This window comes from Nitrospira sp. T9 (assembly GCF_052156535.1).
Classification (GTDB): Bacteria; Nitrospirota; Nitrospiria; order Nitrospirales; family UBA8639; genus Nitrospira_E.
Genome location: NZ_JBQKUP010000012.1, coordinates 1 through 21,814, shown reverse-complemented (window position 1 = coordinate 21,814; position 21,814 = coordinate 1). Strand labels below are relative to the sequence as shown.

21 protein-coding genes are annotated in these 21,814 nt (G+C 48.5%); 7 read left to right on the top strand and 14 right to left on the bottom strand.

All coding sequences use genetic code 11. From position 1 onward, the window contains the following. Window positions 1-110: IS3 family transposase (locus tag ACTRXD_RS00245; RefSeq protein ID WP_442429882.1), on the top strand; the 110-nt coding region annotated here is incomplete at its 5' end. Between the two features lie 154 nt (window positions 111-264). On the opposite strand, the gene ACTRXD_RS00240 is transcribed toward ACTRXD_RS00245, so the two are convergent. Continuing rightward, window positions 265-1,287: a GDP-mannose 4,6-dehydratase gene (locus ACTRXD_RS00240; RefSeq protein ID WP_442429881.1), complete on the bottom strand. Its 1,023-nt coding sequence runs from the start codon at window positions 1,285-1,287 to the stop codon at window positions 265-267. A 244-nt stretch (window positions 1,288-1,531) separates the two neighbouring features. On the opposite strand from ACTRXD_RS00240, the gene ACTRXD_RS00235 reads away from it, so the two are divergent. Next, the gene (locus tag ACTRXD_RS00235) at window positions 1,532-1,837 is read left to right on the top strand and encodes an ATP-dependent Clp protease adaptor ClpS (protein WP_442429880.1); all 306 of its coding nucleotides are present in this window, start codon (window positions 1,532-1,534) and stop codon (window positions 1,835-1,837) included. A gap of 39 nt (window positions 1,838-1,876) precedes the next feature. On the opposite strand, the gene ACTRXD_RS00230 is transcribed toward ACTRXD_RS00235, so the two are convergent. Next, the gene (locus tag ACTRXD_RS00230; RefSeq protein WP_442429879.1) at window positions 1,877-2,359 is read right to left on the bottom strand and encodes a hypothetical protein; all 483 of its coding nucleotides are present in this window, start codon (window positions 2,357-2,359) and stop codon (window positions 1,877-1,879) included. Window positions 2,360-2,905: 546 nt separating this feature from the next. Between ACTRXD_RS00230 and ACTRXD_RS00225 the strand changes: the two genes are divergently transcribed. The 3 genes from ACTRXD_RS00225 to ACTRXD_RS00215 all read left to right on the top strand — a co-directional run bounded on the left by ACTRXD_RS00225 (window position 2,906) and on the right by ACTRXD_RS00215 (window position 8,044). Continuing rightward, window positions 2,906-3,727, top strand: coding sequence for a dienelactone hydrolase family protein (locus ACTRXD_RS00225; RefSeq protein ID WP_442429878.1), 822 nt, complete (start codon window positions 2,906-2,908; stop codon window positions 3,725-3,727). A 79-nt stretch (window positions 3,728-3,806) separates the two neighbouring features. After that, window positions 3,807-4,970, top strand: coding sequence for a hypothetical protein (locus ACTRXD_RS00220; RefSeq protein WP_442429877.1), 1,164 nt, complete (start codon window positions 3,807-3,809; stop codon window positions 4,968-4,970). A gap of 83 nt (window positions 4,971-5,053) precedes the next feature. Next, entirely contained in the window at window positions 5,054-8,044 is a 2,991-nt protein-coding gene (locus tag ACTRXD_RS00215) for a proline dehydrogenase family protein (RefSeq protein ID WP_442429876.1), read from the top strand. On the opposite strand, the gene ACTRXD_RS00210 is transcribed toward ACTRXD_RS00215, so the two are convergent. Continuing rightward, window positions 7,937-8,821 carry a hypothetical protein gene (locus tag ACTRXD_RS00210; RefSeq protein ID WP_442429875.1) on the bottom strand — a complete coding sequence of 295 codons (885 nt, stop codon included), beginning with the start codon at window positions 8,819-8,821 and terminating at the stop codon, window positions 7,937-7,939. The two genes, ACTRXD_RS00215 and ACTRXD_RS00210, sit on opposite strands and share 108 nt — an antisense overlap. 311 nt (window positions 8,822-9,132) lie before the next feature. Here ACTRXD_RS00210 and ACTRXD_RS00205 point away from each other — a divergent pair, with 311 nt between their 5' ends. Both ACTRXD_RS00205 and bioD read left to right on the top strand, forming a co-directional pair. Further along, complete coding sequence (locus tag ACTRXD_RS00205) at window positions 9,133-9,894, top strand: SDR family NAD(P)-dependent oxidoreductase (protein ID WP_442429874.1); 762 nt, start codon at window positions 9,133-9,135, stop codon at window positions 9,892-9,894. A 30-nt stretch (window positions 9,895-9,924) separates the two neighbouring features. Continuing rightward, window positions 9,925-10,671, top strand: a complete 747-nt coding sequence (gene bioD, locus ACTRXD_RS00200) for a dethiobiotin synthase (RefSeq protein ID WP_442429873.1) — start codon at window positions 9,925-9,927, stop codon at window positions 10,669-10,671. Here bioD and thiE read toward each other — a convergent pair. From thiE to ACTRXD_RS00145, 11 genes are all read right to left on the bottom strand, one after another. Next, window positions 10,652-11,305 carry a thiamine phosphate synthase gene (thiE, locus tag ACTRXD_RS00195; RefSeq protein ID WP_442429872.1) on the bottom strand — a complete coding sequence of 218 codons (654 nt, stop codon included), beginning with the start codon at window positions 11,303-11,305 and terminating at the stop codon, window positions 10,652-10,654. The two genes, bioD and thiE, sit on opposite strands and share 20 nt — an antisense overlap. Next, on the bottom strand, window positions 11,302-12,651 hold the full coding sequence (accC, locus tag ACTRXD_RS00190; RefSeq protein ID WP_442429871.1) for an acetyl-CoA carboxylase biotin carboxylase subunit: 1,350 nt from the start codon (window positions 12,649-12,651) through the stop codon (window positions 11,302-11,304). Before accC ends, thiE begins: the two co-directional genes overlap by 4 nt. Window positions 12,652-12,742: 91 nt before the next feature. Continuing rightward, window positions 12,743-13,207 (bottom strand): acetyl-CoA carboxylase biotin carboxyl carrier protein, encoded by a 465-nt coding sequence (gene accB / locus ACTRXD_RS00185; protein ID WP_442429870.1) that lies wholly within the window; start codon window positions 13,205-13,207, stop codon window positions 12,743-12,745. Between the two features lie 42 nt (window positions 13,208-13,249). After that, window positions 13,250-13,810: an elongation factor P gene (gene efp, locus ACTRXD_RS00180; RefSeq protein WP_312642446.1), complete on the bottom strand. Its 561-nt coding sequence runs from the start codon at window positions 13,808-13,810 to the stop codon at window positions 13,250-13,252. A gap of 39 nt (window positions 13,811-13,849) precedes the next feature. Further along, a complete protein-coding gene (aroQ, locus tag ACTRXD_RS00175; protein WP_442429869.1) occupies window positions 13,850-14,302 on the bottom strand; it encodes a type II 3-dehydroquinate dehydratase in 453 nt (150 codons plus the stop codon). Window positions 14,303-14,450: 148 nt separating this feature from the next. Continuing rightward, window positions 14,451-16,025, bottom strand: coding sequence for a DUF2779 domain-containing protein (locus tag ACTRXD_RS00170; protein ID WP_442429868.1), 1,575 nt, complete (start codon window positions 16,023-16,025; stop codon window positions 14,451-14,453). 518 nt (window positions 16,026-16,543) lie between these two features. Beyond that, a complete protein-coding gene (gene hemW / locus ACTRXD_RS00165) occupies window positions 16,544-17,716 on the bottom strand; it encodes a radical SAM family heme chaperone HemW (RefSeq protein WP_442429867.1) in 1,173 nt (390 codons plus the stop codon). A 138-nt stretch (window positions 17,717-17,854) separates the two neighbouring features. Next, a complete protein-coding gene (locus ACTRXD_RS00160) occupies window positions 17,855-18,571 on the bottom strand; it encodes an FAD-binding oxidoreductase (protein WP_442429866.1) in 717 nt (238 codons plus the stop codon). A gap of 184 nt (window positions 18,572-18,755) precedes the next feature. Further along, complete coding sequence (locus tag ACTRXD_RS00155; RefSeq protein WP_442429865.1) at window positions 18,756-20,837, bottom strand: S9 family peptidase; 2,082 nt, start codon at window positions 20,835-20,837, stop codon at window positions 18,756-18,758. A 32-nt stretch (window positions 20,838-20,869) separates the two neighbouring features. Continuing rightward, on the bottom strand, window positions 20,870-21,301 hold the full coding sequence (gene arfB, locus ACTRXD_RS00150; RefSeq protein WP_442429864.1) for an alternative ribosome rescue aminoacyl-tRNA hydrolase ArfB: 432 nt from the start codon (window positions 21,299-21,301) through the stop codon (window positions 20,870-20,872). 327 nt (window positions 21,302-21,628) lie between these two features. Further along, a partial coding sequence (locus tag ACTRXD_RS00145) for a sigma factor-like helix-turn-helix DNA-binding protein (protein WP_442429863.1) occupies window positions 21,629-21,814 on the bottom strand: 186 nt, incomplete at its 5' end.

The window sequence follows — 21,814 nt, the reverse complement described above, 5'->3', positions numbered from 1 at the left end:
GAGCGGAGATTTTTGACTATATCGAAGTCTTTTACAACCGGCAGCGACGCCATTCTGTTCTTGGCTATCAGACGCCAGCTGAGTTTGAGGAAAGGGCTCTCGCGGCTTAACCAGGTGTCCACAAAACACGGGAAAGTTCAGACCTTCCCTCGATCGTTCCAAGGGAAGACTAGATGGATAAATTCCCCGGTCCGGTTGAACCGGGGAAGAGAGACAGATCATGAACGATTGGGAAGAAATAACGCCGGAATGAGAAATTCGGGGTTAGAGCTTTGGGGCTGGATCCTGTAAAATCTCCGATTGATACCAGACCCAGAATTTACCGACTCCCTCCGGCACGGATGTTTGCGGGTTATATCCCAATAGCCTGCGTGTTTTGGAGATATCGGCAAATGTGTAGGCGATATCGGCATCTAGCATAGGTGCAGGAACGAGCTGTGCCTGGCGCCCTGTTAATTGTTCAATGCCTTTGACAAAGTCCACAAGAAGAACCGGCTCACCGCGTCCAAGATTCAAAATTTCATACCCCATAGGACGGTCAACCGCCGCTACCAGGCCACTGACAATATCTTCGACATACGTCCAATCTCGATGCATGTTTCCATTGTTATAGAGGGGGACTTCACAGCCGGTGAATATGTTATCTAAGACTTTATAGGCCATCATATCGGGACGGCCACGCGGGCCATACACGGTAAAAAATCGAAAGACGGTGCAATCCAATCCATACAAGTGGTGATAGGTATACCCTAGCAATTCACTTGCTCGTTTACTCGCAGCATATGGGGCAAGCGGTTTATCACACGAATCTTCCGGAACAAAGGGAATTGTCTTTGTATTGCCATACACCGAAGATGTTGATGCAAACACAAACGTTGGAGAAGGTGAATTTTTGCCCTGTGAACCAATCCGTCCCACACACGCATCCAATAAGGCCATCGTTCCCATCACATTGACATCGTAATACAGCGCAGGATCATCAATGGACACCCGAACACCCGCCATCGCCGCTAAATGGATGACAGCGTCAAAACGATGATCAGAAAAAAGATGTGCAACCAACTCTCGATCACGAATATCTCCTTTGAGAAACTGGAACGTGCCAGGCCATTTTCCGGTTTTGGCATGTTCGGTTACCTCTCGAAGGTTTTTCTCTTTACGGACAGGATCATAGTAATCATTGAGATTATCAAGACCGATTACTTGATCTCCACGTCTGACCAATGCTTCCACTGCATGGCTTCCAATAAATCCCGCAGCACCGGTTACCAATATCGTTTTACCCACGGACACTCCTTTATGTTTCTTAAAGGGTTCATATTTGGCCCATCTTCTCGTTGACTTTCAAATTGATACACTTCTGCATTAATTTTTTCGGCAACTACCGTGTGCTGCTTGATAAGCAAGAACAATCATAGGTCGAATATCTCTAACTCTTGATCACTTAATTGACCTGAATCAGACTTTCGTCAAAATGACGACTGACTCCATATTCACTTGAGGGACCTTTACTCCATTGCTACAATGAGGAATGTTTGACCCTATTGTGTGTGGGATCGTAAAAGATCCCGAAACCCTAGAAATCACCGACCTAGGAACCGGAAAAGACTTCGAAGCCGAAGTCGTTGTCTACAATTGTGATTGTCACACCTACCAACAAGTCGTCAGTCTTTTTTGTCAGGTGATTCCCGGGATGACCCCGAAAAAAGCCTTTGAATTAGCCTGGCAGATTGATCACCACGGAAGTGCAATTGTCTTTCAAGGTGACATAAAAAACGCTGATGTAATTGGAAAGCAGCTGGCAGCAGGTGGCTTGCGAGTTGAAGTCCGCTACTGAATTCTGACACCACACGACAGAATCGTCTACTTCCCCATGTTATTTTTTCTTCACGCGGGCCGGTCTCGCAGACAAGGTAGATGTTTTTTTGGCTTTAACGACTGGAACAGATTTTTTATTTTTACCAACTTTGTGAGCAGTTTGTACGGGCTTTCCGTCTGAGGGCTTTGCCCCTTTGACCTTTCCAATTTTCTTGGTGGGCAATCCCGACTTCATTTTTGAATCTTGGACTGAATTGCGGGGTAAGGGGACAGGGGTCATGTCTGCTGGAGAAGTTCTGGAGGTTTTACCCAATTTCTTCACGCCTTTGCCCGTGCCTTTCCCTGAAGATCCTGTTGGCGTGGGCAATGGAAACGATGGGAGTTTCTTTTTTTTCAGAGCGTCACCTGAAAAAACACGAACTTGATACAATTCGAATAACGATTCAACCGCCTTTTGATCCCCTTTCCGTGCAAGCGTGAGAAGGCGACGGCGTTGATTCATTTCTTCTTCTTCCGTATGGGAAGTGACTCGCCGCTCCATGCTCAACTCCTTTCCTTTTCCCGAAATCAAACTTTCTGACATTCCACTGCAGACCGCATCTTACACTAAACCCCATGACATTGGCAATATTCCCTAATGAACATTTCTAGTCTTTAGGAAGTGAATTTTAATAAGAAAAAAAATGCACATGGCTTTTGCTCAAATTGAGGTTTGGGAGAATTACCGACAAGAGGCCAAGTTACAAAATTAAAGCAAGGGCCAATAGCCTTTGATTTTTTCGTGAATGAATGTGGTGGCCTTTCTCCCGTCGAAAAAGAGGTGGCCATCATTCTGTATTGGCCCTGATGTAAGGAAAAAATTTAGACATGATTGCCCCTTTTCACCAGAGAATATTTGCAATTGAATTCTTCCCCTAAAGACGAATCTACAGAGAACCTTCGCTTACCCCTTTCTACCCTGAACACCAGCTGCTTGATTGACAGGCCAAAGAAACCACCGATATAGTGTTTTGACTTTCCCCATTGAATTTTCAAAGAAATTTCCATTTTGTGCTGCTTCGTTCATTCTTATCCAAAGGCTATTCTGATGACCCAACGCACTACTCCCTATGACATTGAACAAATTGGATATACCCTTGTGCGATTCAATAGTACAGGAATATTTGAAACGCACAAGGACCACATGGTAGATCCCTATGCCGATACCCGACCCCCTAAAGGCCCGCAGGTGGAGGGCATTCAATTCGCCCCACAAGAGGCCAACAAAATCTTACCGGCTATGGTTCTCCTGCATGATCGCTATGGACTCACGTCTCACATTCAGGAATTAGCGAAAGGTCTCTCCTGTCAAGGGTACGTTGTCTTAGTTCCCAATTTGTATGTGAGACAGGGTGGGATGGTGACGGCCAATGCTGAAGTGGCCAATGCCTTAATGGAGCGGGTCAATGAACAACAAGCCTTGCAGGATATCAACGCCAGCTTTGAATTTCTTAACGCCAACCTCACAGAAGATTCCTTATTGGAAAGAACCACCCGCAACGCCCATGCAGTGATCGGGTTTGGCATGGGGGGAACCCTGGCAATAAAAACTGCCGCGCATCGGCGTCGCCTCCAGGCGGCAGTGGCAATCTGTGGAACTCTGCCTACCGATCTTCAATTGGCTCAACGCTTGTATTGCCCTCTCTTACTCCAGGCACCAGGACAAAGCGATCTCAATTCGGCAGAAGAACGTGACCAGTTTTGCCAAATGGCCAAAGAAGCTGGAAAAAGGATCGAAGTTCGATCTTATCCTGAAGCCTCTGATGAATTCTGGCAAAGTAGCACTCCTAGCTACCGGGCATCAGATATGGAAGAAGCCTTGCAGACCTCAATAGACTTCATCAATGCCATCATCAACAAAACCATATAAGCATTAATTTGATTTTCGAAAACCATGGCCGACTCGTTTCATCAATTCTTCCCGACCGAGCACTAACGCTAGAAATCTCATGACTTGGCGCGGCAATCGAAATACATGGTTGATTCTCTGGCTTTTTGGCGCCCACATTTTTATTTTCAGTTCTCTTTCCCCCGCATTTGCCACTCAGGAATCAACTGGATTCCCCTGGTCCTTCCTTAAAGATCACCGTACACAAATTCTTCAGCTTGCCTCTGATGATGAAGCCCTAACCTTCTTTAGATCCACAACCACCATAGAACCTAAAGGCTCTCGTATTTACAAGAAATCCCAATCGGTCCCTACGCAGTTGAACCTACCAGCAGAGATCATCGAGGCCATTATTAGCTACTTAAAATCTCTGGCAGTCTCCAACCATGCGCAATTATTTCGAGAGATCCTTGTAAAGCCAACAACAGGCATCCCGCCACTTTCCGATGTCATTCCTGGCGAAGCGCACCTGCAATGGATCATGACCCACTCCACCCTTCAAGGCTTGAAACCCATAATTGATGGCTATAGACAAGTATCAGCCTGGTCTCACATGACGACTTCCCACCCAATCCCCCCTGACGAAGAGTTTGCCAAATTTGCTTCATATTACGACCAAACTTATCAGGATTGGGATGAAAGCCCACAATCCTGGACAAGCCTTTTTACACGGCACGGCCAAAAGGGTATCGAGGATCGATTACTCGAGTATTGGAAAACAACTAATCACCCAGCCACCACGCACCAGCCCTTCCTTCCCGTTCAAGATGCCTATACCCAACATTACATCGAAACCCGGCTCTTACCGATGTTTAGAATGACCCTGCTCACCAAAACCAGCGAGTTGGAGGCCACGGCGTATGGGAAATCCTGGGAGGCCTGGCAAAAAATTCAGCAGTGGCAACAACAGGAACAAATCAATTCTGCCAGCACTCGACTGTGCGGAACCTGGCGATGGGTGGTTCATAACCACCAAAACCATGGGGATCGTAAAATGACCGTTACCTTTTCGCCCCCTGACCAATCCTCACCGTCTCAAATTGCCCCATCCGCCATTGAGATTCACGGGGACACAGTCTATCTCAAATGGACTTTTCCCCAAGGAGTTCAGGAAGATAGTTTGCTCCTCAGCAATAATGACTCCCATCTTGAAGGCACTTTCAAAAACTCCCTCGGCCCTCATGGCAGTATTTCGGGTAAACGTTTGTCAACCTGCCAACCCTAGCCTTTCTGCCCGGTTCGTTTCTCCTTTATCTCCCTTCCCCATTCTCCGAAAAGGTGTAAAATATCTTTAGGAGGGAAAAGAGGATGATCGCCCATGATTCATTAGAATCTGATATTCGACGTATTGGGCAGACATTAGCGAAAAATGCTCGTCACCATACGCCAGGATTCTGGGATCACCGCTGGTGGACGTCACTTCTCTTAGATTGGGGAACCCGTGATGAACAGTTCAAGGTACAGCTGTTTCGCTTTGTTGACGTCCTTCCCTCCCTTCAGACGGACGCACAATTTGTGCGTATCCTGAAGGAATACTTTCAAGACCTGCCGTCTCTCCCTGGTCCCCTGAAGTGGATCCTGAGTCGTTTTTCAAACAATTCTCTAACGGCCCAAATGGGCACTCGAATATTGCGGCGCCAGTTTCTGAAAATGGCCTACACGTTTATGGCAGGGGAAACCGTCAGCCACGCTGTCCCTACGCTCACACAACTTTGGCATGCAGGAAGTGCGTGTTCTCTTGATTTGCTTGGAGAATCCACAGTCAGTGAAGAGGAGGCTGATCATTATCACACGCGGTGCCTTCAGACATTGACCCAATTACATGAAGTCATCCCACATTGGAAACCTCAACCTCTGTTAGAAACCGACCATCTCGGCTCTCTCCCCAGGATCAATCTATCCATCAAACTCTCTGCCTTATATTCGCAATTAGATCCGATTGATCCTGAGAACAGTTACGCAGGCGTTGCCCCCCGTCTACGCTCAATCCTGGACCTTGCCCAGGCATTGCCTGCCTCTCTTACGTTCGACATGGAGCAGGCCGAATTGGAGCCGCTCATTCTTATGGTCTTTATGCGTGTATTTTCTGAACCGGCCTACCAACACTTTCCGCATGCAAGCATTGCCATACAAGCCTATCTCAAACACACTAACGACACCCTGGATACTCTTCTAGCATGGGGAAAAGAACGAAACACTCCCTTCGGTATTCGCCTCGTCAAAGGCGCCTACTGGGACTCTGAAGTTATTCGCTATCAACAACAAGGCTGGCCCATTCCGGTCTATCTAAAAAAAACCGACACCGATGCGAACTACGAATACCTTGCTCACCGGATTCTGGCCCATCGAGACTTCATTCGCCCGGCTTTTGGCTCGCACAATATTCGAACGTTAGCCGTGGTCCGGGCGATGGGAGACTCCCTTAACCTTCCGCCGGGAACGTTTGAATATCAGATGTTGTATGGCATGGCCGAGCCTCTGCGTGATGCCGTGGTAGGACAAGGGTTTCGGCTTAGGGTCTATGCCCCCATTGGGGAACTCCTTCCAGGAATGGCCTATCTCGTGCGTCGATTATTGGAAAATACCTCGAATGAAAGTTTCATTCGACGCCAATATGAAACTGCCGAGTCCCTTGATCATCTGCTATTGTCACCCTCGAACGGGGACAGGAATGGAGAGGAGGCGATGTCTCTGGAAAGACAGTCGGAAGTCACATTACTCGATGGAGACAATCCTGACAGATTCGCCAACGAACCGCATTCGGATTTTTCTCAACAGAACATACAACGAGATTTCTCTATCGGCCTCACACACATCGCCCCTCTCCTGGGACAAATCCATTCCTATCCGCTTCCAACCCCCATGCCTTGGCTTGGGCCAGAACTGATCTCGACTAATCCCAGTTTTCCCGACCAAATCATTGCCAAATTTCCAACTCTGTCTCCTGAACAAATCGATCCCATTGTCCAGCACGCCTACGCCCATATGAGCACCTGGGGAAAAGTCCCTTCGCACACCCGTGCGCGGATTTTATTTCATGCTGCCGGGCTCATGCGACAACGCAAGCCCGAATTAGCCGCTTGGGAAATATTGGAAACCGGTAAGCCGTGGCGGGAAGCGGATGCGGACGTCGCTGAAGCCATCGATTTCCTGGAGTTCTATGGGCGGGAAATGATTCGTCTGGGCACTCCGGAGCGGTTAGGAACAGAGCCAGGGGAACACAATCAACGGATTTTCCAACCACGAGGGTTGGCCGTGGTGATTTCGCCGTGGAATTTTTCGTTAGCCATCCCCACCGGTCTTGTTTCGGCGGCCTTAGTCGCTGGAAATGTTGTCCTATTTAAACCATCCGAGCGCTCACCCATGATGGGGTATCACCTTTTCATGCTGCTCATGGAAGCAGGGGTACCTGAAGGCGCCTTGCAGTTTCTGCCCGGTGGACCTGACGTGGGACAGGCCCTTGTCAAACACCCCAAGGTCCATCTCATCGCCTTTACAGGATCACAAACCGTCGGATTGAATATTATTCAAGAATCCAGTCACGTATCGGCTGGACAACGACATATCAAACATGTCATTGCAGAAATGGGCGGAAAAAATGCCATCATTGTTGATGAAACGGCCGATTTGGATGAAGCCGTGGTGGGGGCGTTAGCCAGTGCAACAGGCTACCAAGGACAAAAATGCTCCGCCTGTTCTAGAATTCTTATCCTGAAGGACGTGTACCCCCAATTTCTTGAACGGCTCAAACAGGCGGCTGCAAGCATTCCGATCGGTCCACCCGAACACCCTGGAAACCGTATGGGACCGCTTATTGATCGACGGGCATTGGAACGAGTTCGCCACTTTGTGCACCTTGGGAAAATGGAAGGCACCTGCATTCTTGATCGCCAACTTGAGGGACCTGGGTATTTTCAAGGGCCGGTGATACTGGCAAATCTGCCACCTTCCCACCCGGTCGTCCAGGAAGAAATATTCGGCCCGGTCATGGTTGTATTAAAGGTTTCCACAATTTCAGAAGCATTGGAATTAGCCAATGATTCCCCCTATGCCCTGACTGGAGGGATATACTCACGTAGTCCTGCCAATATTCAACTGGCTCGTGACGCATTTGATGTGGGGAATTTGTATATCAACCGACCGATTACCGGATCTTTAGTGAGCAGGCAACCATTTGGAGGTCATCGATTATCAGGAATCGGCCGGAAGGCCGGAGGAAGCGGGTATCTTGAGCAATTCATGGTGGAAAAGGTGATTACGGAAAACACGCTTCGCCGTGGCTTTGCTCCGACTCAATAAGGCGACATCAGATGCCACAGTCACCTTTTCTAATTCCTCAATCACTTCGACCATGCGTTCATTCTGACTACGAACGGAAGGAATGGTTTGGCGTTCAATGTATTTGAGCAAACCCACTCCTCGAGCAAACCAGGCCGTCATCGTATCCGTTCCTTGAATCGACTCCCCACTCTCAGACAAATGCACCTTCATGATCATTTTGGCTTCAAGACGAATGGCATCCTGATATATGCCAGCCGGTACGACCACGGTATCCTTCCCCTGAACGGAAACGGATGCCACAATATCCACCGTTTCTTTTTCTCCATCACGATCCACATCCATGCCAAAATCCAGCCCAGTCCGGTGAAATTGCTCAAAAGAGCTGGGTACCTCTAAGGGAAATCGAACGATTTGATAGGGCACCAGTTGGCGCTCCAACGTCGTGCCGGGTTTCGACCCATAATACCGGATCCCTGCAACATCCCGGAAATAATAACTATCCGACGGCCCTTGATTACCAGGATTGGTATCGTTGAAAACGGTGACCTTCACTCCGTCTAGGACTTCCGTCCCTATAACTTTTGAAACATTCGTAAACCGGGTATTCTCATTCTTAATCTGGACCATGCCGCCTTCGATCATCGTGCCCTGATACACCCATTCATTTCCCACCTGATCAGGAAAATATTCATGACTTTTATCCACCACAATTTTCGTGGAATCAGCGGAATGGCCAGGGCCTGGCAGGGACACCAGGGAAAGACCAAGGAAAACCAAGGCTCCAGCTGTGGACAAAATTCCACACGATGTAAAGGAATTTTTCATAGGCAGAAAGTGATTTGAACCTACCATAGGATCATTAAAACCGGCAAGACACCAAACACGATCAACCAATCCATGCCGCATTCAACGTGAAAACCCCGCAAATTGGCTTGACAGACTATTCAAGGATTGACAATTTCTCTTCCCTATGCAGTACTAGAAACCAAGGAGACCGAATGGGAATCAATGCAGGACAACACCAGGTCAGTCAAATACCAAGCCTCTCATCTCGTTTCTTCACTTTTGTATGATGTGATGGGAGTGACACGAATGGACGCCCAGATATGAACGAAACTTCTTGTCAAACACCCGTGGGCAAGGTGAATACCCGTTCAAATGTCATGGTGTTTGGAGGATCCGGAATCATCGGTGGAGCCATTGCGACGGTGTTCGGATGCCAGGGTTGGAGAGTAGGCCTTCATTACCATCAACATCAAACTGTCGCAAAAGAAACCGCCGCAGCGATCACGAAGGCCGGAGGAAAAAGTCATCTGTATCAAGCCGACGTCACCAATAGCTCCCAAATCCAGGCTATTCTGCAGGAGTTCATACAGTCCCATCATTCCCTGAATGTCATGGTGTGGGCCGTGGGGATGGGCTCTTCGAAGCTCCTAGTCAAAACCTCCCCTGAGGACTGGACCCGGATTCTACACACCAACCTGACCGGTGCCTATACCGTACTTAAAGCCCTAGCCCCCATTTTTGAACAACAAAATAATGGGTCCGTCATTTTGGTAGGCTCTCTTTCTGGTGAACAAGGAGTAGCAGGACAAGCCGCCTATGCAGCGTCTAAGGCAGGATTGGTTGGGTTGATGCACACAGTCGCAAAGGAGTGGGGGGTCTTCAATATTCGAATGAATATGGTATTCCCAGGCTGGCACCTCTCACCAATATCAGAACCGGGATGGGATGCGGCCATGGAGCTCGGCAACCATACGCTCCACAGAACTCCTTCTCTACAATATGTAGCCACGTCTATCTATCACCTGGCCTTATCTCCTGATACGTCTGGACAAATATGGAATCTGGACAGCAGGATTTGGTGATCCAATTCATCCTTCAGCCTTACCGTGACCATGAGCACTCACCCTGACCATCTCGCCATATTCATAACCGCAACCGACACCGGGGTCGGAAAAACAACGATCACGGCGGCTCTGGTTCTGGGATTAAAAAAACAAGGGTATCAAGTGGGTGTCATGAAGCCGGTCGAGACCGGTATCGATCCTCAACAGACAGAAACTTCTGACACAGTCCGTCTTCAAAGTCTACTCTCCCCTCCTCCTCCCTTCGCAGCAATCTGTCTCTATGCCTTTCCTCAACCCGTTGCACCGTCAATCTGCGCGCGCGCGACTGGAACAACCATTGATCTCGCGCGAATTGCCACGGCCTTTCTTCTCCTCAGGCAACAGCACCCCGTGTGTCTCGTGGAAGGGGCTGGAGGTTTACTTACTCCACTCTCACCCACACACACCATACGCGACCTGATTACGACCCTGAATCTTCCCGCTCTAGTAGTCGGCCGGACAAATCTGGGCAGCGTGAACCATATGCTCCTGACTTTGGAAGCATTGAACCGTGCTGGGATTAAGCCCCGTGGAATCGTCCTGAATGATCCCCTGTCCACAACTCAAACCGAGAGTTTCATTCAGCAGCGAACCTCCACGATTCACCTCATTCAAGAATGGTCGGGAGTGCCGGTATTTGGCCCCTTGGAGTTTCAAGAATCCATGCAGAGGGATTGGCGAACGGGAGTGGAAACCCTAGCCGACCATCCTGAAATTCAACGATTGGCCAGGCATATTATTGAAACTGAGCCATAAACTGCGCCAGGACCCTTGGCCGATCAACCGCATCGAGTATGGCCGAAGCCACCGCCACGCCATTGGCCCCTGCACCTTGGAGTGCCGGAACGGAACCGGGAACAATTCCACCAATGGCAATGATGGGAAGAGTGGTCAGGCTTCGAACACCCGCCAGTCCTTGAATACCAACGACTGGCTCATGATTCGCTTTCGTTCTTGTTGAAAAAATAGGGCCAAACCCTAAATAATCCGCACCTTCTGCCGTGGCCAATCGCACCTGTTCAGGATTGTGTGTCGAAACCCCAATCAACATTTTCTGTCCGACGACTTTCCGCGCAAGAAGCAGGGGAAGGTCGCCCTGACCAAGATGTACACCATCGGCCTCAAGAGCTAACGCCAAATCACATCGATCATTCACAATAAACGTCATGCCCCTCTCTGCCGCCACCTTTCGAAGGGCAAGGGCCGCTTCATAGGCCTGTTTCATCGATCCGGTTTTATTACGATATTGCACCAGCTTGACCCCCGCTTCGCCAGCCTGTTGGAGGACTTCCAGCAACGAACATCGCGAGGCCCACTTGTCATCCACAATGAGATAGAATCGTGAGAAAATATCAGAAGGAAAAATTCGCGGAGTATGGACGGCGGTCATGGGGACTGTAAAGCAACAAGTCGGTCCAAAAATCGAGTCGACACTGGACCCTTCTGGAAATCAGGATGATCAAGAATCCGTCGATGGAGAGGAATGCTGGTTTTAATTCCGTCAATGACAAATTCATCTAACGCGCGTCGGGTTCGAGCTATGGCTTCATTTCGATCTCGGCCAAAAGCAATAAGCTTCGCGATCATCGAGTCATAATATGGATGGACAATTCCGGTTGTATCCATCGCCGTATCGACGCGTATCCCTGGTCCGCCAGGGGGACAAAATTTTGTGATGGTACCGGGGCTAGGGGTAAATCGGTCCGGACATTCGGCATTGATTCGGCATTCGATGGCATGTCCGGTCAATTGAATATCCTTTTGTCGATAGGACAGTTCCTCCCCCGCGGCAATACGAATTTGCTCCTTAATCAGGTCAACTCCCGTCACCATTTCGGTGACCGGATGCTCAACTTGAATTCGCGTATTGACTTCCATGAAATAAAACTTTCCACTTTGATCCATGAGAAACTCAACAGTTCCGGCGTTTCGATACTTCACGGATTTGATAGCCTCAACCGCAACCTGCCCCATTTTTCGTCGCAACGTGTCGTCCAACGCTGGAGATGGGGATTCCTCCAACACCTTTTGATAGCGCCGCTGTATGGAACAATCCCGTTCATGAAAATGCACGACATGCCCATGGTTATCCGCCATAATCTGAAATTCGATGTGTCGTGGATCTTCAAAAAAACGCTCAAGATACACACCCCCATGGCCAAACGCTGTTTGTGCTTCTAATTGAGCGGACTCGATCGCCTGGGTCAACTCTTCTTCATGCCAGACCACCCGCATGCCTCGCCCTCCGCCACCGGCTGAGGCTTTCACAATGACGGGAAACCCAAGCTTTTTGGCCATAACGACGCAGGTTTTGGGATCGTCAATTTCACCTTCGCTCCCAGGCAACACGGGGATCCCCCGCTTCTTCATGTGGGCCCGGGCTTTTGATTTATCGCTGAGTAAGGCAATATGCTCAGAGGTGGGCCCAATAAAGGTGATCCCAATCGATTCACAGACTTCCGCAAAATGCGCATTTTCAGCTAAAAACCCGTACCCCGGGTGAATGGCATCGACTCCGGTAATTTCGGCAGCACTCAATACATTCGGGATATTTCGATAGCTCAGTCCGCCTTCGGCAGGTCCGACGCACACATGCTCGTCTGCATAACGGACATGGAGGGATTGAGCATCAACGTCGGAATGAATCGCAACGGTGCGAATGCCCAGCTCACGGCACGCTCGATTCACCCGCAGGGCAATTTCTCCACGATTGGCAATCAATATTTTCTTAAACACGTCGTATCCTTAGACAAAAAGACTCGAGGGAATCATCTAACCCTCAAGAGCAACTGACTTTTTCGCATTCCCCTTCAGAAAAAACCAGAGTTCACGACCCGGACAATGGATCAATTAAATAGAGTGGTTGGCCGAACTCAACGGGAGTCGTACTTTCCACGAGAATTTTTACCACTTTCCCATCGGTTTCTGCCTCAATTTCATTCATCAGTTTCATGGCTTCGACAATGCAGAGCACCTGCCCTTTTTTGACGATATCACCTTCTTCGACATAGGGATCCGTATCAGGAGAGGGGGAACGATAAAAGGTCCCCACAATGGGCGAGGTCACAGTCAAGAAATGTGCGGGTTCGGAGGAGAGGAGAGGAACCGGCTTGTCCTGGGAAGAACCAGCCTCTACGGTCCTGGATACGTCTACCCGTTGGGAAGAAGCCGGCACATGATCCCGCCTAATGCGTATTCGCACACCTTTTTTTTCGAATTCCAACTCGGTCAGTTGATACCGGTTTAACACTTCGACAAGGTCTTCGATTTCTCTTCTGGATGAATCAGCCATAATCTCCTATTTCGTGTATATCTGTAGGACAGGAATCGCGGATTACCGAGCCCGTTCTACATAGGTGCGCGTCCTCGTATCAATTTTAATAACTTCTCCGGATTCCAGATAGAGAGGCACTTTCACCGAGGCGCCGGTCTCAACAGTCGCCAACTTAGTCCCACCGGATGCCGTATCTCCTCGTATACCGGGATCCGTTTCCACGACTTTTAATTCCATAAACACGGGCAACTCTACCGCGATCGGCTCATCATGATACAATAAAATTTTGACGACGGTATTTTCTTTGAGCAAATCGACGTTTTCGCCCAATTGGTTTTTAAGATAGGTAAACTGCTCAAAACTACTAATGTCCATAAACGCATATTCTTCCCCAGCGTTATAGAGAAACTGCATGTCGCATTCCTCAAGATTGGGTTCGTCGAATTTTTCTCCGGAACGAAATGTACGATCAATAACATTCCCTGTTTTATAGCCTTTCAATTTTGTTCGAACAAAGGCTCCGCCTTTACCGGGTTTTACATGTTGAAATTCCACGATATAATAGGGTTGCCCATCCAGCTCCAAGCGAGCCCCATTTCGAAAATCTGCAGTCGTAATCACGGCATCAAACTCCTCATACAATAAACGTGAACAGAAATGTTAACGGTGTGCTGGGATAGTCCGCTGAAGCGCATCAACCAACGCTCTCAGTCCAAGCAGATAACTGTGTGGTCCAAATCCCGAGATTTGCCCAAGCGAAACCGGGGCAAGATAGGACCGCCGACGAAAACTTTCCCGGCGATGAATATTCGATAGATGCACTTCGACCATAGGAATTCCCACGCCCACAACAGCATCTCGCAGGGCAATACTGGTATGGGTATAGGCAGCAGGATTAAACACCAACCCCTCAAATTGTGCGTTGGCCTCCTGAATCCAGGTGACCAATTCCCCTTCCAGATTGGATTGACGGCTCTCGACCGAAACTCCCAGGTCCATTCCCAATTTTTTCAGTGACGCATTCACCTCATCCAAGGTGATGGTTCCATAGAGGGTCGGCTCGCGAGTTCCAAGTAAATTCAGATTAGGTCCATGTAAAACCAAAATATTCACTAGGTATTTTCCATAAATAAATGGCGTTGGCGAGGATTCAGAATATCTAGGACACAGACATCGTTGGACTGGTGGAGTCTGGGAAAGACGGAATGCGTGAAATTCTAGCAGCGACAGAGGAATGGGTCAACGGAATTTGACGCACTTTCTAGGTTAAGCGACCTCCTGCACGATCCAGAAGGACCCGTCTCAGCTCAACCATCGCCCATGTGTCCCGGCCACAATATTCATGTAAGGCTTGGGCAATATGAGCACGCTCCATTAAATCCGTTTCATGAAAGACCATTTTCTGATACATGACCGCAGCCACCGCCCCATTTTGAATCGTTAAATCATCGTAAGCCAAGGCAGGCACCAAAGCTGGAAGGACGGTTTTAATGGAGTAGGATCCGTGAAAGTCCGGATGATAATAATGTTCCTGGATGACCGAAAGAAGATCCCACAGCCGGCGAACCACCTTCGATAGGACGGGCTTCAGCTGAGGCAGCACATCACCCAGGGCAAAAAGCAAAAACCGTTCATACTCCGAATACACACAAATGGTTCCGGCATCACCTACGCTTTCCAACAGACTCAAGGCCACTTCTTCGCGAGGGTCACGGCCATCTGTGCAGAGATAATGGTGATGGACAATTGTGCCATCAGGATATTCAATATGGTTGGACCACTGAAAGGGAATCGGACGATATGGACGAGTATGGGGAAAGGCCGGGATCGCCGGCATAAAAGTCTCAAAATCCAAATGATGAACCGGAAACCTGACCGATTGCAGCCGAGGCCGAAGCAGAGGTGAGATCCATTCCACATTATCCTTCACTCGTTGCTGAGTTGCCGACAACTGAATATGGTCGGGAATTTCATCAATGGTTTCAATTCCCTCCTCCAGCAGGAGGGTTTGCAATTTCGAGCTGCCAGGGAGATGAAACACCCAACGCGGAGACTTCTCTTTCGTACAATGGTTCCAAAATGGGCATTCATAGGGCTGATGGCAATGGCTATCAGGGACAACGGGAGGTGGCGTCGGCTGTTCCAATGTCATCCACATATCTTCAAGCTGTGCCTGAATCAACGGCCGACGTGCTTCCACTTCCTCGGTCTTATTTTCCAACACAAACATTTCTTCTAAATTCAGGTCTCCGCCAAGAAATGAATACTGAGTATTCAGATGCATCAAAAAACACCCGCTGATTTCAATGCCCGCGCCGTCCAGCACTGCAGCTTGAATGGCCAGATCGTCTAGATGCGTGGCTTTCACCTTCGATGTCGCCTTCACTTCAATCAAGCGCCAGCGCGTGGCATCAATTCGTTCTAAGATGTCAACCCGAGCCAAAATGCCTTGCCAGACAAACGCTCCTTCAAAAAGGGACGGGATGCCTACATCCTTCACGAGTTCACTGGTGCGAAGGAGCGCTGCAGGAATTTGACGGTGTGTTTGTTCAACCAGAACGCCATGAGGAAAACATTGACGGGCAACGACCCCAACGTCGGTGCCCATATCCATGATGGCCCGGCGATCCGGTGTAGGCGGTGTGGCTAATTCTGGCGAATGGATTTCCAAATACAACCGCTTGGCACATTGCAAGCCCGCCAGAAAGCGGCTTTTGGATAAACGATGCGTTGAAACGGATCGGTTCAATTTTTCCGGTCCGGAAATGAGGGGGATAGGAGAAATTGGGTTCATGGGATTAACGACGGCACACCAGAATAATGCCGAATATTCCATTCTAAAACGTCATTTTTAAGCATTGTTTGCACTGATCCAGGTCGGGGCCATCGATGACAGCATACTGCTCAATTTTTTCCTCCCATGCAACATGCCTGGTTATTCAACCTCCCCGATACATTACACAGTAAAAATTCGAACAAATTATCTTTATCCCCATATCCTGTGGAAAACACCATTTATTAAACCCAATAAACAATACTTCTAAAGTGATCTCCGGCGTTTCATTTCACCATATAATCGCATAACTATTTGTTTTTTATCACCTTTAACATTTTTCTCGCCACAAATTCCGTATGACTTTACATCAGATAAACGTTTAATTCATTGCAATTTAAAAAATTCAAGAGGGTATTTTATCCACAAAAGCTGTGGAAGATCTCTGCATAAATCTGTTAATAACTCGACCAAATCCGCCATCTACGCCCCTCTCAGCAAAACGCCTTAATAGCAGGCACTTTTGCTCAAGAACCCTCGGATGCTCAGTTCACGATTTTGATTCAAATTCCACCACGTTTTTACAATAGCCGCATGCCAACCGTATCAGCGAATCGCCTCCCTTTTTGCGTTAATTGCACACCTCTGTCCGTCTGAAAAAGATAATCCTCTTGCAATAATGCTTTAAAAGATGTTGCCCATACTTCGTCTTGAGATGCCTGTTGAATCCAATCAATTGGCACACCCTGGAGCAGACGCAATCCGAACACGATACGTTCTTTATCCTGTTGAGCCCGCGACAACCGTTCCCGGTTGGCAATGGGCAACTGTCCGGCCCCCAGGCGCTTGGAATAATGTTCGATACTGGGCACGTTGCCATAGCGGCTTTCTGAGACATACGATTGGGCACTCGGACCTAATCCTAAATATTCCAATCCCCTCCAATATCGAAGATTATGTTGACAGGCACCCCCCGGCTTCGCCCAATTTGAAAGTTCGTATCGAGATAACTGCAGCGGCTCCAGTTGGGTTTCAGCCTGCTGCAGAAAACACGCCTCATGGTCGGCATCCATTACCTGAAATAGCCCGTGCCGGAATTCCGTATAAAATCGAGTCCCTTTTTCAAGCGAAAGCGCATACAAGGATAAATGAGAAGGATCCAGCTCCAAAGCCTGGGTCAAAGTCATTTCCCATGACAGCACTGTTTGGCTCGGGATCCCGTAGATGAGGTCAAGATTAATATTGGCGAATCCGGCCTGTTTCGCTATCTGTACGCCGGAAATGGCTTCCTTCATGGTTCCTGAAAGTCCCAACATCGTCCGTTCCTGTTGATCAAAGGATTGGACTCCTATACTCACACGGGTCACGCCTAACTGCTGAAGAAAATCAGCATACCACTCCGTGAGAGATTCCGGTGTCGCTTCGACGGTAATTTCACACTGTTCCGAGAGTGAAAACCCGGATCTGATGCTGGAAAAGATTGCTGCCAACTGTCCAGGACGTAAGACTGTGGGCGTCCCTCCCCCGATATACACCGTAGACACGGTTCGCTCACGCATTCCGGGTTGGCTCGCATACAGCGCAATTTCTCGTTCTATGGCCTCTAAAAATTGTTCCACCCGTTGCTGGTCATGGAGGACAAGATAAAAGGCACAAAAATGACATCGCTTCTTACAAAAAGGAACGTGCAGATAAATACCGAGATCGGGAGTAACCCCATCGTGTTCCCTTGATTGCTCACGTTTCTGTTCCATAACACTCATCTCATCTTGCACTCCATCTACCATTCAACCAATTCCACCCGAGAATCATCGCCTAAAACATGAAGGGCGGGCATCAAGAAACCAACCCGGAAAGGTGAAGGAACAAATATGGCGATTGACAACCAATACCTATTTTCCATCATGATGGCGTTCTCGATAGACAGGACACATGCCCTTGCACTGAAGAAGGCTGGTGACCTCCGCAACCATTTTTCGATTGCCACAGACATACGCCGCCAGATGATCCACATTCAGAAACTCCTGGAGCAGGTGCGTCACGCGTCCCCTTTTTCCCCTCCAATGATGGGAAGGTTGAGACAGAGTCAGGATAAAGGAAAAATTTTTATAGCAATCGGCCCACTTTTGCAACTCGTCCAAATAGTAGATATCCGACTCACTCCGAAGTCCCCACAGCAGGGTCACGGGCTGAGAGCAAGATTGCTCGAAGAGACTGGACAGCATAGACCATAAGGGCGCAATGCCGGTTCCCGTTCCAACAAATAACAGATCTCGTTCAGGGTCTTCATGAAGGTGAAATGACCCGAAAGGACCGGAACAGTCAAGTTCTTCACCAACCGAATGCTCCAACGCAAACGTCGCGCCCTTTCCTTTTTCTCCGGCATTAAAGAGTAGTACGAGCTGATGAGAGGAACTGGGAAGCGAAGCCAACGAATAGTATCTCAGGTATGAGAGGCCCGACGCTCCATCAGGGATGGTCACGGAAATTGATTGGCCCGGGAGAAACTCTAAGGTCTGGGGAACCACTAACTCCAGGATCAATTCTCGAACATCCTGAGTCAAATGCCGAAGGCGAAGAACCTTGGCCCGGAATCGTCTGGGGGTCATGCCATGGAATGTAGAGAATCTTGCGTGATCTGGCAAGAGCCTAGCAACGAAGTTTGGTCCATCAGGACGGAGAAATCAACACTGAGATGGTCCGGACGCTCGTTTTGTCTCACTTGAGGAAATGCTGTCTAAGCCTTCAGAAGAATGTGCTGGTTAATGAGATCCCTAAAAAACGGTGGGGACCTCACAGGTCGACGGAACCGGCGAGATCCAATAAAAATGCATAGATCATCGCGGTTTCCTCATAACGTTTAAACCGGCCTGAGGCTCCGCTATGACCTGCATCCATATTCGTTCTGAGCAAAAGGCGTTGATTATCGGTCTTCAACGCACGCAGTTTCGCAACCCATTTTGTCGGCTCCCAAAATTGTACTTGTGAGTCGTGCAAACCTGAAGTGACCAAAAGGTGAGGATACGACCGGGGTTGAAGATTATCGTAAGGCGAATAGGAAAGCATGTACTCATAAAACTGTTGTTGGTTGGGATCTCCCCATTCATCATATTCTCCGGTCGTCAGTGGGATATTGGGATCTAACATCGTGGTCACCACATCTACAAAAGGAACCTGGGCCACCACACCATGAAACAATTCAGGCCGCATGTTCATAATCGCCCCCATTAACAAACCACCAGCGCTTCCACCGAGAGCAAATAATTTCTGAGGTGCAGCGTACCCTTGCTGAATAAGAAATTCAGCACAGGCAATAAAATCCTTGAAGGTATTCTTCTTGTACAATAGCTTACCGTTTTCATACCATTGTCGGCCTAGCTCCTCCCCACCTCGAATGTGGGCTAACGCATAGACGAAGCCACGATCCAGCAAACTGAGACGGGGGGAGCTAAAGCTTGCATCCATGCTCGCACCATAAGAACCATAGCCATACAATAACAGGGGATGCGTGCCATTAGGGGCAAAACCCTTTCGGTAGACCAGGGATATAGGAATGGAGATACCATCTGATGCCTGAGCGAAAAGACGTTCCGTCTGGTAGTGGCTAATGTGAAAATTCCCGAGTACCGGCTCTTGCTTGAGAAGAATTTTTTCCCGTGTTTCCATGTGATAATCATAGATGGTCATGGGGGTGGTCATCGAGGTATATCCATACCGTAGATAGGAAGTATCGGCTTCTAAATTATCCCCCAAGGTTGCCAGGTAAGCAGGCTCTCCAAAATCCAGTTCATGCTCGGAGCCATCCGTGGTCCGAATCATTCGAAGGTGGATGAGCCCCTGTCTTCGTTCTTCCAGCACCAGGAAATTCTCAAACAGCTCGAATCCTTCCAAAAATACATCCGGGCGGTGAGGAATGACTTCTTGCCACTCCGTGAGGTTCGTCTTATTAGTTTCAGTCCGCATCAAACGAAAATTTTTGGCCTCATCATTGGTTCGAATAAAGAAATAATCGCCAAGATGATCCACATCGCATTCATGTCCGCGTTTCCGTACCTGGAATATTTGAAAATCGCTTTCCGGATGATCAGCATCCACATACCGGTACTCGCTCGTGATGGACTGATGCGATCCGATCATCAGATACCGTTTGGATTTTGTTTTTTCGATAGAAACCGAAAAGGTCTCATCCGTTTCTTCATAGACCAACGTATCCAGGTCCGGATTCGTCCCCAAACGATGACGAAGAATCTGGTTTGATCGCAACGTTTCAGGATCCTGTCTGGAATAAAGAAGCGTACGATTGTCATTCCCCCACTCCATATTCCCAGTCACCGAAGAAATGCATTCATCAATTGTCTCGCCCGTTGTCAGATTTTTAAATCCGATAGTAAATATACGCCGCCCTTGGGTATCAATGGCATAGGCCAGAATATCTTGGCCAGGACTTACCGCCCAATTCCCCAAAGAAAAATAATCATGCCCCCGAGCCAATTCGTTGCCATCGACCATGATGGATTCGGGATTTGTTAAGGATTTCTCTTTCCGGCAGTAGAGGGCATATTCCTTTCCCTCTTCATATCGAATGTAATACCAAAAATCTCCAAGCCGAAACGGTACAGATAAATCCGTTGGTTGAATTCGGCCACAAATTTCTTCAAATAGGGTCTGCTCCAAATCTCTGGTATGGCTACTCAATGTGGTGGCATACTCATTTTCAGCCTGTAAATAGGCCAAGACTTCAGGGTTCTCACGATCTCTGAGCCAATAATACTCGTCGGTTCGGACGTGACCGTGATGTTCTAGCCGGTGCGGGACTCGTTTAGCACGGGGTGGAGTGGGCATCAAGGGTCTGGACTGGGAGGGACGCATGATCATGAATTTTCCCTATCGTCAAAATTTTCAAATTGTTACGTTTCGTCAAAGTTTTTGGGGTTTTGTCGTACCCGCTTCACGCGAGTACGAATTTTTTTTTCTTCCAAACGCTTCTCACGCACCCGGTGCGGCACTCGGGTTGCAACCCGGGGTTTTTCGGGACGCAAGGCGTCCTGCAGAATTTTTACAAACCTTTCCAATAAATCAGCCCGATTGGCCGACTGGGTGCGATGCCGTTGAGCCTGCAGCCTCAGAACCCCTTCTTGATTCATCCGTTGTCCTACCATTTCGGCAATTTTTCTTTTTTGATAGGAACTCAGAACGGTAGTATGCTTGACATCAAACTCTAAAATGACCCGACTATTCACCTTATTGACATGTTGACCACCAGGACCTGCGCTTCGGGCAGCCGAAAATCGCACATCAGAATCAGGAATGCAAAGATGGGAATTAATCACAATTGGCATACTGGTTCCGGTCAAAAACAAGTCTGTTTTTTCTTTCCTTGTGTCCCGGTTAGGGAATATTCCCACAACACCGAGGCTCCCTGCTGATAACGATCGAAAAGACCAACGCTCTCAATCTTCAGTACCTTAAATATTTTTCCGCGAAATGATGGCATACCTTAATAAAATACTCTCGAAAACCCATAATGAGGAAGCCTCACTCGCAAAAAGAAAAGCAGGAACCTTAAGATTCCTGCCTTTCAAAATCTTCCACTTTTTGAGCCTCTACGTCAATCTGCTAGCATGGCACTGTATCCCGTACAATTTGAACTTCGCAACCAAACCCACTCACTGAATTTCAGCCAGCATGGCCTTGACATGGGACTCTTTGAGCTTTTTTAATGCCACAACCTCGATTTGACGAATCCGTTCACGAGTCACGGACATGGACCGCCCTACCTGCTCTAAAGTCCAAGCTTCATCCACTCCAATACCAAAGCGCAAACGGATGACTTGTTGCTCGCGAGCAGTCAA

Bases quoted from the DNA above. Each gene is read 5' to 3' on its own strand.
- ACTRXD_RS00235 (WP_442429880.1), top strand. From the start codon at position 1,532: ATGTTTGACCCTATTGTGTGTGGGATCGTAAAAGATCCCGAAACCCTA.
- ACTRXD_RS00230 (WP_442429879.1), bottom strand. From the start codon at position 2,359: ATGGAGCGGCGAGTCACTTCCCATACGGAAGAAGAAGAAATGAATCAA.
- ACTRXD_RS00225 (WP_442429878.1), top strand. From the start codon at position 2,906: ATGACCCAACGCACTACTCCCTATGACATTGAACAAATTGGATATACC.
- ACTRXD_RS00220 (WP_442429877.1), top strand. From the start codon at position 3,807: ATGACTTGGCGCGGCAATCGAAATACATGGTTGATTCTCTGGCTTTTT.
- ACTRXD_RS00215 (WP_442429876.1), top strand. From the start codon at position 5,054: ATGATCGCCCATGATTCATTAGAATCTGATATTCGACGTATTGGGCAG.
- ACTRXD_RS00205 (WP_442429874.1), top strand. From the start codon at position 9,133: ATGAACGAAACTTCTTGTCAAACACCCGTGGGCAAGGTGAATACCCGT.
- bioD (WP_442429873.1), top strand. From the start codon at position 9,925: ATGAGCACTCACCCTGACCATCTCGCCATATTCATAACCGCAACCGAC.
- thiE (WP_442429872.1), bottom strand. From the start codon at position 11,305: ATGACCGCCGTCCATACTCCGCGAATTTTTCCTTCTGATATTTTCTCA.
- accB (WP_442429870.1), bottom strand. From the start codon at position 13,207: ATGGCTGATTCATCCAGAAGAGAAATCGAAGACCTTGTCGAAGTGTTA.
- ACTRXD_RS00170 (WP_442429868.1), bottom strand. From the start codon at position 16,025: ATGGAATATTCGGCATTATTCTGGTGTGCCGTCGTTAATCCCATGAAC.
- hemW (WP_442429867.1), bottom strand. From the start codon at position 17,716: ATGGAACAGAAACGTGAGCAATCAAGGGAACACGATGGGGTTACTCCC.
- ACTRXD_RS00160 (WP_442429866.1), bottom strand. From the start codon at position 18,571: ATGACCCCCAGACGATTCCGGGCCAAGGTTCTTCGCCTTCGGCATTTG.
- ACTRXD_RS00155 (WP_442429865.1), bottom strand. From the start codon at position 20,837: ATGATCATGCGTCCCTCCCAGTCCAGACCCTTGATGCCCACTCCACCC.
- arfB (WP_442429864.1), bottom strand. From the start codon at position 21,301: ATGCCAATTGTGATTAATTCCCATCTTTGCATTCCTGATTCTGATGTG.